Source organism: Paenibacillus lautus (assembly GCF_050482385.1).
GTDB classification, from domain to species: domain Bacteria; phylum Bacillota; class Bacilli; order Paenibacillales; family Paenibacillaceae; genus Paenibacillus_AQ; species Paenibacillus_AQ lautus_B.
This window is the reverse complement of the sequence record NZ_JBCNHV010000012.1, coordinates 66,655-82,777: the sequence shown is the minus strand read 5'-3', so window position 1 is coordinate 82,777 and position 16,123 is coordinate 66,655. Positions and strand designations below refer to the sequence as shown.

The following is a 16,123-nucleotide window of genomic DNA, read 5'->3' as shown; positions in this document are numbered from 1 at the left end:
CAGATCCTTCACAAATGCGAAGATCAAGTACAGAGAAATTTTGCGCAGCGATTCGGAGTGTCATATCCACGAAAATAAACGAAGCAAAAGGGGTTCTAAAAAAAGTAAAGCCCGAAGCGGCGTTTCGCTTCGGGCATTTCCATCATGAGATTTCCATCGTACACATCGCTCATGCCAAATCCCACTCGGAGTGGATCTTGGGCACATCTGAAATTAACTGCTGGGTATAAGGATGCTGCGGATTCAAGATCACCTCTTCTGCCGGTCCCCGCTCCACGACTTTCCCCTGTTCCATAATATACAGCGTATCGCTTACATAATAAGCAAGCCCTACGTCATGGGTAATGAAAATAATTGTCATGTTGTTCTCATCCCGCAGCTTCAAGAGCATATCCAGTATCGTGGATCGCGAGCACGCATCGACCATAGAGGTCGGTTCATCCGCAATCAGCAGCTTCGGATGAAGCATGAAGATCCGGGCGATCATCAGGCGCTGCATTTGGCCGCCGGACAGTTCGAACGGGTATTTATTGTGCAGCTCTTCGAATTTCAGATTGACGAAGGAGCACGCTTCCTTCATTTTGCGGAATTGCTCCTCCTTCGTCAGTTTATCCCCCTGCAGCTTGATGCAATCGAGCAGCAGTTTCTCAACTTTGTAGAACAGATTGAACGAAGAGAACGGGTCCTGGAAGATCGCCTGGATGTTTTTCCAATAACGCTTGCGGTCTCTGTGCCGCTTCAGTTGTCTTGGCTTGCCCATATACTCAATGGTACCGCTGCTCTCCTTCAGCAGGCCCATGATCATTTTGGCCAGTGTCGTTTTGCCGCTTCCGCTCTCGCCGACAATCGATATGATTTCGCCTTCATGGAAGTTAAAGCTGACATCCTCCACGGCGGTTGTCTTCTGCTTCCCGTAACCGAATACCTTGGTGAGATGCTCTCCCCGAATCAGGACATCATTCTTCTTCATTCGCATACCACTCCTTAAGCACACCCGGTTCTACGATGCAGCGATACATTCGATCCTCCACGGTCTGGCTCGCAATCTTTTCCTTCCGGCAGGCGTCTTGCACATAGGAGCAGCGATCCGCGAATCGGCAGCCCTCCGGCACGTTCTTCAAATTAGGCGGGGTCCCCGGGATGGCGGCCAGCTTATGGCCTTTCATACCTTCCTCGGGCACAATGATGGAACCCATCAGCTTTTTCGTATACGGGTGTATCGGGTCAAAAATCATTTGCTCTGCGGTACCGCGCTCCACGATCTCCCCTGCATACATGACGATGATGTCATCTGTTACGTGATAAAGCAGCGGCAGCTCGTGCGTGATGAATACCAGAGACTGAATATAGCCCCGATCCAGCAGACTCTTCAGCAGTTTAATCACCGCTTTCTGCGAGGTTACGTCCAGCGCCGAGGTCGGTTCGTCCGCAATCAGCACTTTGGGATTCAGAATGGTGGATATCGCGATCACCGTCCGCTGCTTCATGCCGCCTGACAACTCGTTCGGATAAGAGTTCAACACCTTGGTTGACAAATTCAAAGTTTCGAACCGGTCCGCCGCCATCTCCCACACCTGCTTTTTGTTCAGCTCAGGGCGATGCTCCTTCATAATATCCTCGACGAAATGAATGATTTTGAGCGTAGGATTCAGGGCATTCATAGCAGCTTGCGGGATATATGATATCTCTCTTCCGGACACCTGGGAACGGAGCTGTTCCTTGCCAAGCCTCATGATGTCCGTACCGTTGATGACAATCGAGCCGCTGCCATAATGCAGCGGTGGAAAATAAAATCCCATCAAACTGAGCGCAAGGGTCGATTTGCCGCAGCCGGATTCACCGGCAATACCAAGCGTCTTCCCCTTCTCGAGTGAGAAGCTCACGCCGTCTACGGCATAGACATGCTCCTTCAACCGGGTACGGTAATAGGTTTTCAATTCGTTCACTTCCAGTATATTTGTGCTCACAACACCCATCAGCTCCTAATCTTCGGATTGAATATTTCATCCATGCCGGTGTTCATCATGTACAAGGAGAAGGTGATGATGGCGATGGAGATCGCCGCGGGGATGAAGGCCCACCAAGCGCCAGCAACCGGTGCTTCAAATACGAGCGCCCAGTTCATGATGATGCCAAGGGAGATCGTGTTATACGGTCCCAGCCCCAGCATCGAGATGGAAGCCTCGGACAGAATGCCCGATGCCGTCTGCAGCACGAAGGCCATGACAACATAGGAAGCGATGTATGGCAAAATCTCCGAGATGATAGTGCGCGGCGTGCTGTACCCGGATATTTTCGCGATATTCACGTGATCCCGGTTGCGCAGCGAGGATGTCTGCGCACGCACGGCCCTGGCTGTCCAGGGCCAGCTGGTAATGCCGATAATGACCGCCGTGACAAACGAGCTGCGCGAATCGATGCTAACCGAGATCAGAATGAGGATGACAAAGGAAGGAATCACGATGAAGATATTGGTGATCGCGGTCAACAGATTATCGATCAAGCCTCCGATGTAGCCTGAGGCTAAACCAATCACAAGACCGATCACGGTAGCAAATACGCCGGCAATGAGGCCCACCTGCAAGGAAGTCCGAATGCCATAGATCAATTCCAGGAATAAATCCCTGCCGAAGTTATCCGATCCCAGCAGCAGCTTCGAATCCGGCGGCTGGTACGCCAGGGCGATCATCTCCAGCGGGTCATTGCGGTTAAAGAGCGGGTAGATCAGTACCATGCCGACCATAGCCAGCAGCATGCAGGCTCCGAGCATAAACTTTGGCGATTTGATCAATATGCGAAAGGAACTATTCATATTACTGATCCTCCATCTGAGCGGCCTTAATTCTTGGATCAATCCAGCCGTAGATTAGGTCAATCGTAAAGTTGGCCAGCAGCACAGCCAGGGCGATCAAGAGGGTACAGCCCGAAATTAACGGATAATCCAGCTGACGGATCGCCGTGAACATCCAGGTTCCGATTCCCGGATAACTGAATACGATCTCACAGATCAGCGAACCGCCCACCATCGTGCCGATGGATAACGCCAAACCCGTGATCTGGGGCAGCATCGCATTCCGGAATACATACCTCGCGATTTTGGAATCCCGAATCCCAAGAAGCTTGCTGTACAGCACATAATCCGAATTCAGCTCATAGATGGACATCTCCCGCATGCCAATGGCTTGGCCGCCAATCGTAACCAGCACGATTGATAGAAATGGAAGCGTGTGATGCCGAAGCACGGAAGCGAAGAATTCAAAGCTGAGTGACGGCACCATTTGATAATCGTAGCCCCCGTGCAGCGGAAACCAGTTCAGGGACAGGGCGAACACATACAGCATAATAATGGCTAGGGTAAAGAACGGAATGGAATTCACGAACAAGGCCACCGGGAATATCACTTTATCGAACACGCCTTTGCGGTAGGCCGCCACGGCGCCCAGCACGTTGCCGATGATCCAGCCAACCAGAATGGCTGGAAGCTGGAGCCCGATCGTCCAGGGAACTGCTGAGGCCAGAATCTCCGTTACCGGTTTCGGATAAAGTCCGAATGAAGTGCCCAGGTTACCGGTCGCTAAATTCTTCAGATAGATGATGAACTGTTCCCACAAAGGCTTGTCGATTCCGAACTCAACGAGAAACGTCTCATAGACCCGTTTGATCGTATCGCTGTCGGTCATCCCCTGCGTCATCTCAGATACAATCATGCTAACCGGATTTCCCTCAATCATCCGGGGCAACAGGAAATTCAGCGTGACCGCAATCACCAGCGTCAGAAAGTACCAGAAAAACTTCTTGACGATATATTTTCCGTAAACGCTCAAGCAGCTCACCCCCAAGGATCACACCCTGAATTTGGTGGAAAAGAGACCTATATCAGGGGTGCAAATCCGCCAATATAGGTCTTGGTTCATTGAGTTATATCCATCAGTTATGAATCTGATACAGCGACTTGATGCCGGCCCCATCCATCGAAATTTGAGGCGGGATATTGCTGCCGTCCCCTTCGGTCGGGAACCCCTTCCATACAGATTCATTGACCGTATCGAATACCCATGGACGATACATAAGCGGAATCGACGGGATCTCCTTCAACCAGATTTGGGTCAATTCGGTGTAGAGTACTTTCAATTCAGCCTCGTCTGTGATGGTTGGAATCTGCTCGATGATGGCATCTGCTTGATCGTTCTTATACCGGCCCCAGTTGTAAAATGCCATTTCGCCCATTGGCGCAACACCCTTGGAGTACATGATGGTCATGGCGCGGTTCCACGGCTGGCTTGGGCTGACCCCGCCAGCAGGCGTGTTCATGATGATATCGAACTTGCCGGTCTGGAGATCATTGGTCCATACCGGCGCTTCCGGAAATTTGGTTCGAATCTCGATACCGATAGCCTTCGCGTTCTGGGCTACAATCTCAAGCGCCGCATTCCAGTCCGACCAGCCGTATGGACATTCGATTTCAAACGGGCCGAGGCGGGTTCCGTTCAGGACGCGGATGCCGTCTTTGCCCTTCGCGGCACCGATGGAATCGAGGAGTGCATTAGCCGCATCTACGTCCGTTGTCCATTGGAGCGGTTTGATGGCGGCCTGGTCTACATACTTCGCTTCGGCCTCTGTATTCAGCGTTAACGATGGCTCCATCGGTGCGGAGTAGCCGCTGATAGCCAGCTCCGAAATTTTGCCGTAATCAATCGCCATGGCGATTGCTCTTCGGACATCCGCATTGTTGAGTCCTTCTTTCGACAAGTTGAAGAAGATCGATGGCATGGAGCCTGGCACATAATACGGAGCGTCTTTGATGTAGGTTTTAACCGGAGCCCCGCCCTCCCACATTTTCCACACCTGCGGAATAAACTGCTGCGATACGTCTACCTGACCGCTCTTGAATGCCAGATCGCCCGCTGCATTGTCTTTATAGATAACATGGGTGATATATTTGGGAGCCGGCAGCTTGCCAAATAGTGCCTGACCCCAGTAGTTGTCGTCCCGTACAATCGTGATCTTCTGATCATTGTAAAAATACATTTTGTAAGGCCCTGTTCCGATCGGGTCCTCGTTGACTTCTTTACGAATGGTGGCAAGGTCGTTATTGGCTTTCTTCTCGACCTCTTCCCATACATGTTTAGGCAGCATCGGCATGACCTCGATGCTGTCGAGAACCGTCAATTTGTTCGGATTGTCTTTATTCAGCTTAATGTTCACCGTTTGCGGACCATCTGCCGTTACGTCCTCGATGTACGTCCAGAAGCTGCTCCAGTTGATGTCATACTGTTTGCCGAGCTGGTAGGTATAGACGACATCATCGGAAGTGAACGGCTTGCCGTCGCTCCATTTGGCATCCTTGTTCAATTCGATCTTCAAGGTCAGATCGTCAGTCCACTCATACTTGGTACCCAGCAGCGGCTCTAACTCGCCTGTCAGCTGATTGACCATAAACAAGGTTTCATAGACGAGTTCCCTGGAGTTTCCGTAATTAATCGGAAACGCCGGGTTTCCGCTAAGCAGGTTAAAATTCGTAGGTGCCCCCCATTGCAAACCATTCACGTAAAGCGTTTCATTTCTCGGCGTCGCTTTCGCATCGCCCTGCGGTGCTGGCTCATCACTGCCTCCGGGTGTCTTTACATCTTCTTTAGGCGGCGGCGGATCTGATGCTGTCGGCGGCGGCGTTACGCTTTGGCATCCGGCAACAAAAAAAGACGCGGCCAACAATAGAATGAACATGGGTCTCAAAACTGTTTTCAGCTTCACTTGTGAACCCTCCATTCATGGAAATGTGTTCTCACTTAAGTGCTGAATATCCGAGTCAAACATCGGTTGTCTGCAAGCGCTTTCTTGATGGATTTATATGTTCTTCCCTACAATCTGAGTACGAATAAATTTTGTTATTTTTATTCGAGCTTCAAGGATTTTTCCGAATGGACGTCGAACTTGAATGGACAAGGTTAATCTAGCGGACGATTCGATATCCTTCAAAGGGGTGGGCCTACTGCCTGTGATTAAAGATGTTTTGCTGCAGCTATTGTTTGCGTTGATGCCTTTTGTCGCATACAACATCTATTACAGAAAACTGACAGTCAACTATTCCCGTAATTTCATCATTGTCATTTGTTCGCTGTGCATGCTGCTGTCCATGACCTTTGCTTCGTCCGTCCAAAGCGGGCTGATCTTTGACGTGCGGTATGTCATTCTGTTCTTCGGTATGCTGTTCGGAGGGTTCGTGACGGGGGCAATCCTGCTTGTGGAATTTCTAATCTATCGGCTCTACATCGGCGGATCCGGCATGACCGACGCCATTATTATCCTGATCTTCACGTACCCGTTGTCCGTTTTGCTGTCATTTCTGTACCATCGGAGCAAACACAAGCTTTGGATCATTTTCGTAGCCGGCATCAGCTTCTCATTCATCCCGCTCACGGTGCTCTATATTACAAAACCAGACTACATCATGAATAACCTTCTTTTTAATATATTAGCTATTCCCGTTACTAACTCGCTCGGCATATGGCTACTTGTTACCCTGTTTAACAAATCCGTATCCGACAAGGAGCTTTACCTGCGATATATCCAAAATGAAAAAGCCGAAGCCGTGAATCATGTCGCCGCATCCCTTGCCCATGAGGTCCGCAATCCGCTGACCACCGTGCTTGGATTCCTGCAATTGATTAAGAGCGGTACGTTTCCTCAGGAAAAAACCGAACGTTTTCTGGAGATCAGCATGGAGGAAATTCGCCGGACCGAACAGATATTGTCCGAATACCTCTCGATCAGCAAGCCTCACTTGCCGTTTCAGCAGCGAATCGAGCTTACCGTCCAAATCAACTCAGTCGTTGAGCTCATGACTTCATATGCCAATATGAGTAACGTCGCCCTCAGCACGGACTCCCCTCAGTCCCATCTCTATATTACGGGGAGTCCCGCAGAGCTCAAGCAGCTGCTGGTCAACTTTATTAAGAATGCGATAGAGGCCTGTAAAGACGTCGACAACGGCATGGTCAACATTACCGTCTATGAAGATGCTGAGCAGGTGGCCGTCGAAATCAAGGACAATGGGGTCGGCATGACCCCTGAGCAGTTAAGCCGTCTCGGTTCGATCTACTATTCCACTAAAATGAGTGGCACCGGACTTGGACTCACCTTCTCCTATCAAGCCATCCGCGCTATGAACGGAAGCGTCTCGGTACGAAGCTCGCCAAGATCGGGAACCGTGTTTCTCATCACGCTCCCGCGTGCGAATCTGAACCCGTAGGCGATGACGCACGAAGTCCGTTAACGAAAAAGAGAGACGTCTTTCGCAGTGAAAGAGCGTCTCTCTTTTATTGGATTTGCAGCAGCATAATTTCTTCAGCCTCAAAACTTCTGTTGTTTTTACTTAAGGTGTATCAGCCTTATTGGTATTTAGGGAGCCAGTCTCCATGCGCTTCGATCAGGTCGTCGCACAGGTTCTTGATGTCATCGATGGACAACTCGGCGGCCGTATGCGGGTCGAGCATCGCTGCATGATAGATATGCTCCTTCTTCCCGGTTGCCGCCGCTTCCAGCGTCAGCAGTTGGGTATTGATATTGGTGCGGTTCAGTGCGGCACACTGCGGGGGCAGATCGCCGACATAGGTTGGGGTTACGCCGCTGGCATCGACCAGACACGGAACCTCAACGCAGGCTTCCTTCGGAAGGTTCGTAATCAGCCCTGTATTCATCACGTTGCCGCCGATTTTGAACGGAACATTGGTCTCGATCGCTTCCAAAATGTAGGAGGCGTATTCATGCGAGCGGTTGTGCTTCAGATCTTGGTTGTTTACCAGATCCTCGCGCATTGCCTTCCATCCCTCGATTTGGTTCACGCAGCGACGTGGATATTCATCCAGCGGGATGTTAAAGCGCTCGATCAGCTCCGGATAGTTACGCTTGATGAAATACGGATGGTATTCGGCGTTATGCTCGGATGACTCCGTGATGTAGTAACCGAAGTTCAGCATCATCTCGAGACGGACCATGTCGTGATGCTTCTCCTTCTGCTTCTCGGCCGCGCGCTTCTTAATTTCCGGATACAGGTCTACGCCATCCTTCGTTACCTCAAGCAGCCATGCCATATGGTTGATGCCAGCGATTTTGGCCTGCACGCCTTCCTTATCCATCCCCAGATTATCGAACAGATGCGGAATGCAAGCCTGTACGCTGTGGCACAGACCTACCGTTTGCACGCCGCCCAGCGTGTTCATGGCATTGGTCAGCACCGCCATCGGGTTCGTATAGTTCAAGAACAGCGCCTGTGGGCAAACTTCCCGCATATCGGCCGCAAAATCCAGCATGACCGGGATGGTGCGAAGATTACGGAAAATCCCGCCAATCCCCACGGTGTCGGCAATCGTCTGTCTGAGTCCGTACTTCTTCGGGATTTCAAAGTCCGTAATCGTACACGGATCGTATCCTCCGACCTGGATGGCATTGATGACATATTTTGCTCCGCGAAGGGCCTCCTTGCGATCACTGTATGATTTGACGACACAGGTGCTGCCGCTGGTTTTCTTAATATTATTCAGCATGTTCTCCGAGTCTTTCAATCGGATCGGGTCAATATCATACAAAGCAAGTTCAAATCCCTGCAAAGCCGGTGTCTGCATGCAATCCCCCAGAACGTTCTTGGCAAATACGGTACTTCCTGCTCCGATAAATGTAATCTTAGACATCAATAAATTCCCTCCCTAAACTCCATGAATTAATACGCTTTCACAAGACTAACTATATGATAATCGGTCTTTTTTGAATATGGAGCAAAACAAGTGCGATATGGACATTTGTTGTTTCATTAGGTAAGCTAACCCTAACACAGCATCCACTTCATCGATTGATATCGCACCCGTTTAAGGAGGTCTAACGCATGTCCATTTTGCCGGACCATACACTGTACACGATTGGTATGAATCCTTCGCCGGGCGGTCATGACCTGAACATCCTCTTCAGCGGTGAGGGGACTCCCGTACCGCGCCACAAAATCGGTCCGATCATTCATGATTACTGCCTCATTCATACCGTCTTGACAGGCCAAGGCATATTTGAATGTGCCGGCATCGTACATCATTGCCAGGCAGGCGATACCTTCGTGATCCTTCCCGGTGTTCTTTTCAGCTATGAAGCCGATGATCGGAATCCCTGGCACTATAACTGGGTAGCTTTACAAGAAAAAGGCACCAAGATGCTGCTGGCCGATATGGGTGTTACGCCGGCTAAGCCGATTATCCACTGTACGGATGAAGCTGAGTTAAGCTCCCTGGTCGAGATGTACCGTCACCTCCGTCAGGGCTTTAACCAATCGGATCACCCTTGGCTTGAGGATCTTCAGGCTGCCGGATGGCTCCGATTGCTGCTCTATAAGCTGGCGATGTTAAACCGTGAGCATCTTCCGTCGAACTCCAATGACGTGCCTGATATCGAGCGGGGCGTAAGGCAGACCGAAAGATGGATCTCGACCCAGTATCACCAACAGCTATCCATTGATCAGATGGCCAAGACACTTGGCTATCACCGGGCACATCTGTCCAAAATATTCAAACAGCATACTGGCCTGTCCCCCATGCAGTATCTCATGAAAGTACGTATCGAAAAAGCCAAATCGCTCATGAAATCGTCCTTCTCCATTCATGAGATTGCCTCCTCTGTCGGTTTCAATGATGCGCTCTATTTCTCCAAGCAGTTCCGCAAATGGACAGGCATGACCCCAAGCGAGTTTAAATGCAGTCTGGAGAAAGGGGAGCGACAGAGTTGACATTAGAAGGTGTGAAGATCCGCTGAATCCCCAGTGATTGATTATCCTTTACATCTGTACACTTGCAAATCGAGATGGGGAAAACATCTCGCGTATCTCGGAAGGCACGCTGCGATTCTCGATGAAATCCGCGACAAGCTTAGCCGTCACCGGACTCAGCAAAATCCCGTTGCGGTAATGCCCTGCGGCCATCACGACCCGCTCTGTGCCTTCCAACGGACCTATGAGCGGATAACCATCCTGGGTGGCAGGCCGAAGCCCTGCCCAGCCGTGAAAAGGCAGTTGGCCTTCCAGAAACGGAAACACTTTTTTGTTCCAGTTTCTAAGCCGTGCAATTCCCCTTTCCGTGACCGATGTATCGTATCCGGCAACATCCTCGGAGGCACCGCACACAATCGTGCCATTCGCTTTTGCGACCAAATAACCTTGGTTAAAAAAGACCATATGATTCACCGGCAACTGCGCTTCCGACCTGTAGGCACAAATTTGGCCCCTGATTGGATAAACCGGAAACGGGGTGCCGAGCTGCTCCGACAGTTCCTGCGCCCAAGCACCCGTGCTTGCGACCAACCGATCCCCGTAAAAGACACTACCGTCCGCAACGGACACCGCGACATGGCGATCCCATTCCACAAGCTGCGCGCTTCCGAGCTCTTCCTTAATAAGGACTCCGGATATTCGGCAGGCCTGCTCAAGCGCTCGGATGAAATCGGGAGCGTAAATATGGCTTTCCTCCGGCGTATATAATGCGGCAATGACGTCACGCGACAATGTCGGCTCCATACGGAACAGCTCAGCTCCGCTTACGATCTCTCCGGATGACCCATATTGACGTTGCCACAACTGACGACCCTCGAGAGACAGCAGATCAGCGGCATGATAGGCAATGTACAAACTGCCCGTGTTTGCATATTCGAAATGCACGCCGGATCTAGCTCTGACCTGTTCTTGCCACTCCGGATACAGCAGCAAACTTTTCTGACATAATCTAAAAAATGCGTCAGGTCCTTCTGTATTTTCTGAAAATGGCGCAAGCATGCCTGCCGCCGCTCCCGAAGCTTGTCCACCGCAGCGCCTCGCCTCCAATACAGTAACATCAAAACCCCGCATTCGAAGCTCGTATGCACAGGATAAACCGACGATTCCGCCGCCCATAATGATAATGTTCTGACTCATCTCTACCTCAGTTCTCTTCAAATTAACGTTTACTTTAGTATAAATTCGTCAAAGCCGCTGCTTGCGGAAGCATATCGCTTCTTCGTGATTCTGCCGGCCAAATAAGACTGCCTTCCCGCTTGAATGGCCAACTTCATCGCTGATGCCATCATAACGGGGTCCTTTGCTTTTGCAACAGGGGTATTCATTAGCACGCCACTGACACCCAGCTCCATCGCTTGTGCCACGTCACTCGCTGAACCGAGGCCGGCATCAACGATGATCGGCACATTGGCCTCTTCAACAATAAGCCCGAGGTTATAGGCATTCAGGATGCCAAGACCAGTACCGATCGGAGCAGCACCGGGCATAACCGCCGCCGCACCTGCTTCCTCAAGCCGCTTGCAGATCACCGGATCATCCGATATGTAAGGGAGGACAGTGAAACCTTCTTTGACCAAAATTTCCGTTGCTTTGAGCGTTTCGATCGGGTCCGGCATAAGCGTACGTTCATTGGCGCTGATTTCGACCTTGATCCAGTCGCTAAGACCGGATGCGCGTGCCAAGCGCGCAATTCGAACGGCTTCGTCGGCCGTGCTTGCCCCCGAGGTATTAGGCAAAAATATATGTTTGCCCTCTTCTACATGCTGCAGAATGGAATCGTCCGCCGAAGACTCCAGATTAATTCGCCGAATGGCAAACGTGAGCACCTCGGCTTCCGAAGCCTTAATGGCCTCCATCTGCACGTAGGGATTCGGAAACAGACCCGTGCCGATCAAAAATCGGGATCGCAGCTCGTAACCACCAATACGCAGTAAATCCGGCTTCATCATGCCTCATCCTCCTCCAACGAAATGAACAAGCTCAATCGACATATTCGCGGTTACCGGGGTATCGGCCCACTGTTCGGCCGTCAGCACCTTACCATCAGCTTCCGCAACAACCGGTTTGCCCAATAAATCAAAAAACTCAATAACGTCCAGAATCGTTCTTACATCGTGAAGCTCATGCTCCACGCCATTGATCCTAAGCAGCATCGCCCTATTCCCACCTCTTCCTGTATCTTGCCTCCAGCTTTGAAATGAACGCCTCGCAGGTTTCCTTCACATTGTCGCTGCCAACAATTTCACTTACTGCACAAATACGCGACGCCCCGGCAACCAGTACTTGGTCCACATTGTGCAGCTTAATGCCGCCGATAGCCACAAAAGGAATTGTGATCGCATTGGCTACTTCTCTCACGTATGCTTCCGTAACCGGGTCGACCACATCCTCCTTTGTCGCCGTACGGTACACGGGGCCGACGCCAATGTAATCTGCGCCCTGCGACTCAGCCAACAGCGCTTCCTCCATAGCATGTGTGGAAATACCGATGATTTTGGAACCGACTACCTTACGAGCTTCCGTAAGCGGCATATCCCCCTGCCCCAGATGAATCCCGTCAGCGTCCGCTTCCATTGCGATATCTACGTAATCATTGACGATAAAAGTGACATCATGCCGAGAGGTCAGCTTACGAAGCGCTTTGGCTTTGGCCAGCACTTCTGCTTTTGGGCTTTTTTTGTCGCGAAGTTGTACGATATCCACACCGCCGAGAATCGCTTGCTCCATCACGTCCAGCATATCGCGGCCGGGATGAAATTGTTCTCCGGTAATGGCATACAATCGAAAATCTTTCAATGCCTTCCCCTCCTATACAACATCAACATGGACGAAAAGTGCCCCAGGTCCTTTTTTATTCAGGATACTCATTCATTCATGCTCCGACATACCGGTCATAGAGCGTTCTGGCCCTGGCGAAATCATCCGTGCCCTGCACCAACGCACGTCCATCAGCAAATAAAACAAGCCGTTCCCCGCCGGGCAGCTCCGCGCGCAGCAAATATGGATTAGCCTTTACTTTCAGTAAGGCCCCCTCCAGTCTGCCTTGCCATAGGTTCAGGTCAAGAGGTCCGTCCCCGGAAAATTGCACCGAATCCCTTCCACACATCGTGAGTATGTCTTCTTCATGGCTATGGAGCGCAGGATAAACCTTAAGCTGGCAGCAGGGACAATTTCTATTAGGGTCACCGAACTTCATCTCATAGTAGCGATTTTGCCACAAATCGAACGACACCAGAGCGTTTCGACGGCTCATGCCGACATCCGCTAACAGTTTGAGCGCTTCAACCGCCTGGTAGGAAGCAGCCATATCAACAACCGGAGCGATAACACCAATCATATCGCAGGTCTCTCCGGCCGTATCTGCAGATTGGATAAAACAGCGGAGGCAGGGGGTGACGCCAGGTACAAATACCGCGCTCATTCCCCGAGAACCCACCGCGCCTCCATAAATGAAGGGAATTCCGCTTCGGAAGCAGGCGTCATTCAGCAAATAACGGGTCCGAAAATTGTCCGTACCGTCCAATACAAGATCCATCCCCTCTAACATCGCATCAATATTGCAGCCCGTGACGTCGGACACAACCGCTTCGATGACAATGGAGGAGTTGATTTTTCGCAGCTTTTTTTCAGCAGCAACCACTTTCGGATAAACGTTTCTTGCATCCTCCTCATCGTACAGCAACTGCCGCTGCAAATTGCTCATTTCCACAAAATCACGGTCAACAATTCTGACTCGCCCCACACCTGCCCGCACCATATGATTGGCAAGCACTGTGCCCAGTGCTCCCATTCCTACAATCAGTACAGCACTGTTCATAATGTTCCGTTGACCCCGTTCCCCAATCGGTTCAAACAACATTTGCCTGGAGTAACGCTCCTGCACCGTTCTTCACCTCCCCTATGGCCCAGCTTATTTCCCAAGGGGCCATCTTCATGATTCATGCATGAGTTTTGAATCTCCCTTGTTATCCGCAATCATTAGCTAGAGATTGAGAACTCAATCTCTAGCTAACAAACGAGGCGTTAAAACAAAAGAATGGGGCAACTCTTGACACGAAAAGAAAGAAATTCCCCAGTATCTCCTTAAGCCTGAGCCTCATACAGCTGCACGATTTCAATAATCGTTTGAACAGCCAATACCATATTGTCCGCGGATACATACTCATACCGCCCGTGATAGTTCTCCCCGCCCGTGAAAATATTCGGTGTCGGCAGGCCCATGTACGACAGTTGAGAACCATCGGTGCCACCGCGAATAGGTTCGATAATCGGCTTGATTCCCAGCTTCTCCATTGCTGTCTGGGCGATGTCAACCACTTCTTTGACCGGCTCGATTTTTTCTCGCATATTGTAATATTGATCTTTCATCTGAAGCATGATCCGCTCGGCTCCATACTTGTCTTGAAGCTCTTCTACGATCGAGGCCAGCTTGGCCTTTCTTCCTTCGAACAGCTCCTGATCATGATCGCGGATAATATAACGGAGCTCGGTCAGCTCCACATCGCCCTCAATGGAGGAGAGATGGTAGAAGCCTTCATACCCTTCCGTATGCTCAGGCGCTTCTTCCGCAGGGAGCAAACTGTTCAGCTCCATAGCAATTTTCGCCGCGTTGACCATTTTACCTTTGGCCGTTCCGGGATGGACATTCTTCCCTTTGCAGGTTACAAGCGCCGCTGCTGCATTAAAGCTTTCGTATTGAAGCTCCCCGAGCGGTCCCCCATCCATCGTATATGCGTACTTGGCCCCAAAAGCCTCCACGTCGAATTTGTGCGGTCCTCTCCCGATCTCCTCGTCTGGGGTAAAAGCAACCCGGATTTTACCGTGCTTCAGTTCCGGATGTTGGATCAAATACGCCATCGCCGTCATAATCTCGGCAATTCCAGCTTTATCGTCAGCTCCAAGCAAGGTGGTGCCATCCGTTGTTACGAGTGTATGTCCCTTGTAGCCGTTCAGCTCCGGAAAATCCCGCGGAGAGAGCACCACGTTCTGCGCCCTGTTCAGAATGATGTCTTGTCCGTCATATTGTTCGACAATCTGCGGCTTGACACCGGCACCCGTAAAATCGGTAGCCGTATCGATATGTGCCAAAAAGCCGATGGTCGGGATCTGTTTATCCGAGTTTGCCGGAAGTGTAGCCATCACATAACCATTCTCATCCATCGTTACGTCCTGCATACCGATTTCCTTCAGCTCGTCCACCAGCAGTTGGCCCAGCGTCAGCTGGCCCGGCGTCGAAGGGCAGGTATTACTGTTCTCGTCTGACTGCGTATCCACTTGTGCATAGGTAATGAGTCTGTCGATTACTTCTTTTTTCATAATTTCTCAACTCCAATACGTATGGGTATGTAAGATGTACCTCTCAAATCATCAAGAGTATACCATATTTGGCCGCGCTCAAAAAAACAACCGTTCCCCCAAACCTCGGAGAACGGTTACTGCGAACCATACAGTTCGCGCTTTATTCAAAAGCTGGCAGTGCAATCTCCGAATAGTTATCCTCGAAGAACTTCTTCACTTCCGGGCTGGTCATCGCCTTCGCAAGCTTCTGAATCGGCTCGGAATCCACATTATCTTTACGCGCCACCAGCGTGATGGTGAACTCGGAGTCGTTGCCTTCGGTTACAAGAGCATCTTTCTTAGGGGTAAGCCCCAGCGGTTTCGCGTATGCTGGCGTCATGGCAACCATATCGACGTCGTCGAGCGTACGGGCCAGCATGAGCAGATCCACCTCGGTGAACTTGTATTGATGCGGATTCTCCACGATATCCGCCTGCGTCGCTTTAATGCCAACGCCTTCCTTCAGCTTAAGCAGGCCGTTCTTCTCGAACATCACCAAGGATCGGCCGATGTTGGAAGGGTCATTAGGAATCGCGATCGTCGCACTGTCCGGGAGCTCTTCAATGGTCTTATATTTTTTGGAGTAAGCTCCAAAAACGGCATTATAGATCGGCGTGACCGGAACCAATTCCGAGCCGTTGTTCGCATTGTATTCTTCCATGTACGGTACATGCTGGAAGAAGTTTGCATCCACCTCTTTATGGGTCAGCGCATTGTTCGGCTGCACGTTATCGGACAAGATCCGGATATCCAGATTGATGCCTTCTTCCTTCAGCATCGGCTTCACCAGGTCAAGCACCTCCGTCATCGGCGGAATGAGCGTTGCGACTTTTAGCGTCACTTCTTCTTTCGCTTCGGGCGCCGTGTTCTCCGGGGTTTCGTCCTTGGCAGACTGCTGTCCGCAGCCTGCCAGCACCAGCAAGAGGGTCAGCATCAGCAGTATTAATTTCTTATTCATCGTAGGTTACCTCCAGGTAAAATATA

Annotated in this window: 15 protein-coding genes; 2 read left to right on the top strand and 13 right to left on the bottom strand. The window is 50.8% G+C overall.

Annotation, left to right across the window (positions count from 1 at the left end; all coding sequences use genetic code 11):
- Positions 1 to 169: 169 nt before the first annotated feature.
- From ABEW73_RS15675 to ABEW73_RS15655, 5 genes are all read right to left on the bottom strand, one after another.
- Complete coding sequence (locus tag ABEW73_RS15675) at positions 170 to 970, bottom strand: ABC transporter ATP-binding protein (protein WP_430169914.1); 801 nt, start codon at positions 968 to 970, stop codon at positions 170 to 172.
- Complete coding sequence (locus ABEW73_RS15670) at positions 957 to 1,967, bottom strand: ABC transporter ATP-binding protein (RefSeq protein WP_430169916.1); 1,011 nt, start codon at positions 1,965 to 1,967, stop codon at positions 957 to 959. Before ABEW73_RS15670 ends, ABEW73_RS15675 begins: the two co-directional genes overlap by 14 nt.
- A gap of 8 nt (positions 1,968 to 1,975) precedes the next feature.
- On the bottom strand, positions 1,976 to 2,812 hold the full coding sequence (locus ABEW73_RS15665; RefSeq protein ID WP_430169917.1) for an ABC transporter permease: 837 nt from the start codon (positions 2,810 to 2,812) through the stop codon (positions 1,976 to 1,978).
- Between the two features lies 1 nt (position 2,813).
- Complete coding sequence (locus tag ABEW73_RS15660; protein ID WP_076322984.1) at positions 2,814 to 3,824, bottom strand: ABC transporter permease; 1,011 nt, start codon at positions 3,822 to 3,824, stop codon at positions 2,814 to 2,816.
- A gap of 103 nt (positions 3,825 to 3,927) precedes the next feature.
- Positions 3,928 to 5,751, bottom strand: coding sequence for an ABC transporter substrate-binding protein (locus ABEW73_RS15655; RefSeq protein WP_430169919.1), 1,824 nt, complete (start codon positions 5,749 to 5,751; stop codon positions 3,928 to 3,930).
- 184 nt (positions 5,752 to 5,935) lie between these two features.
- Here ABEW73_RS15655 and ABEW73_RS15650 point away from each other — a divergent pair, with 184 nt between their 5' ends.
- Positions 5,936 to 7,249, top strand: a complete 1,314-nt coding sequence (locus ABEW73_RS15650; RefSeq protein ID WP_430169920.1) for an ATP-binding protein — start codon at positions 5,936 to 5,938, stop codon at positions 7,247 to 7,249.
- Positions 7,250 to 7,388: 139 nt separating this feature from the next.
- Here ABEW73_RS15650 and ABEW73_RS15645 read toward each other — a convergent pair whose 3' ends face one another.
- Entirely contained in the window at positions 7,389 to 8,687 is a 1,299-nt protein-coding gene (locus tag ABEW73_RS15645) for an alpha-glucosidase/alpha-galactosidase (RefSeq protein ID WP_430169921.1), read from the bottom strand.
- 191 nt (positions 8,688 to 8,878) lie between these two features.
- Here ABEW73_RS15645 and ABEW73_RS15640 point away from each other — a divergent pair, with 191 nt between their 5' ends.
- The gene (locus ABEW73_RS15640) at positions 8,879 to 9,763 is read left to right on the top strand and encodes an AraC family transcriptional regulator (RefSeq protein WP_430169923.1); all 885 of its coding nucleotides are present in this window, start codon (positions 8,879 to 8,881) and stop codon (positions 9,761 to 9,763) included.
- A gap of 48 nt (positions 9,764 to 9,811) precedes the next feature.
- Here the strand turns inward: ABEW73_RS15640 and thiO are convergent, their stop codons facing one another.
- From thiO to ABEW73_RS15605, 7 genes are all read right to left on the bottom strand, one after another.
- A complete protein-coding gene (gene thiO, locus ABEW73_RS15635) occupies positions 9,812 to 10,939 on the bottom strand; it encodes a glycine oxidase ThiO (protein WP_430169924.1) in 1,128 nt (375 codons plus the stop codon).
- A 29-nt stretch (positions 10,940 to 10,968) separates the two neighbouring features.
- Positions 10,969 to 11,748 carry a thiazole synthase gene (locus tag ABEW73_RS15630; protein WP_430170023.1) on the bottom strand — a complete coding sequence of 260 codons (780 nt, stop codon included), beginning with the start codon at positions 11,746 to 11,748 and terminating at the stop codon, positions 10,969 to 10,971.
- A gap of 6 nt (positions 11,749 to 11,754) precedes the next feature.
- Positions 11,755 to 11,955 (bottom strand): sulfur carrier protein ThiS, encoded by a 201-nt coding sequence (thiS, locus tag ABEW73_RS15625; RefSeq protein WP_430169925.1) that lies wholly within the window; start codon positions 11,953 to 11,955, stop codon positions 11,755 to 11,757.
- A gap of 4 nt (positions 11,956 to 11,959) precedes the next feature.
- Positions 11,960 to 12,598: a thiamine phosphate synthase gene (thiE, locus tag ABEW73_RS15620; protein ID WP_430169926.1), complete on the bottom strand. Its 639-nt coding sequence runs from the start codon at positions 12,596 to 12,598 to the stop codon at positions 11,960 to 11,962.
- A gap of 76 nt (positions 12,599 to 12,674) precedes the next feature.
- On the bottom strand, positions 12,675 to 13,685 hold the full coding sequence (locus ABEW73_RS15615; RefSeq protein ID WP_430169927.1) for a ThiF family adenylyltransferase: 1,011 nt from the start codon (positions 13,683 to 13,685) through the stop codon (positions 12,675 to 12,677).
- 200 nt (positions 13,686 to 13,885) lie between these two features.
- Entirely contained in the window at positions 13,886 to 15,118 is a 1,233-nt protein-coding gene (gene pepT, locus ABEW73_RS15610; protein WP_430169928.1) for a peptidase T, read from the bottom strand.
- A gap of 142 nt (positions 15,119 to 15,260) precedes the next feature.
- Positions 15,261 to 16,097 carry a MetQ/NlpA family ABC transporter substrate-binding protein gene (locus tag ABEW73_RS15605; protein WP_430169930.1) on the bottom strand — a complete coding sequence of 279 codons (837 nt, stop codon included), beginning with the start codon at positions 16,095 to 16,097 and terminating at the stop codon, positions 15,261 to 15,263.
- Positions 16,098 to 16,123 lie beyond the last annotated feature (26 nt).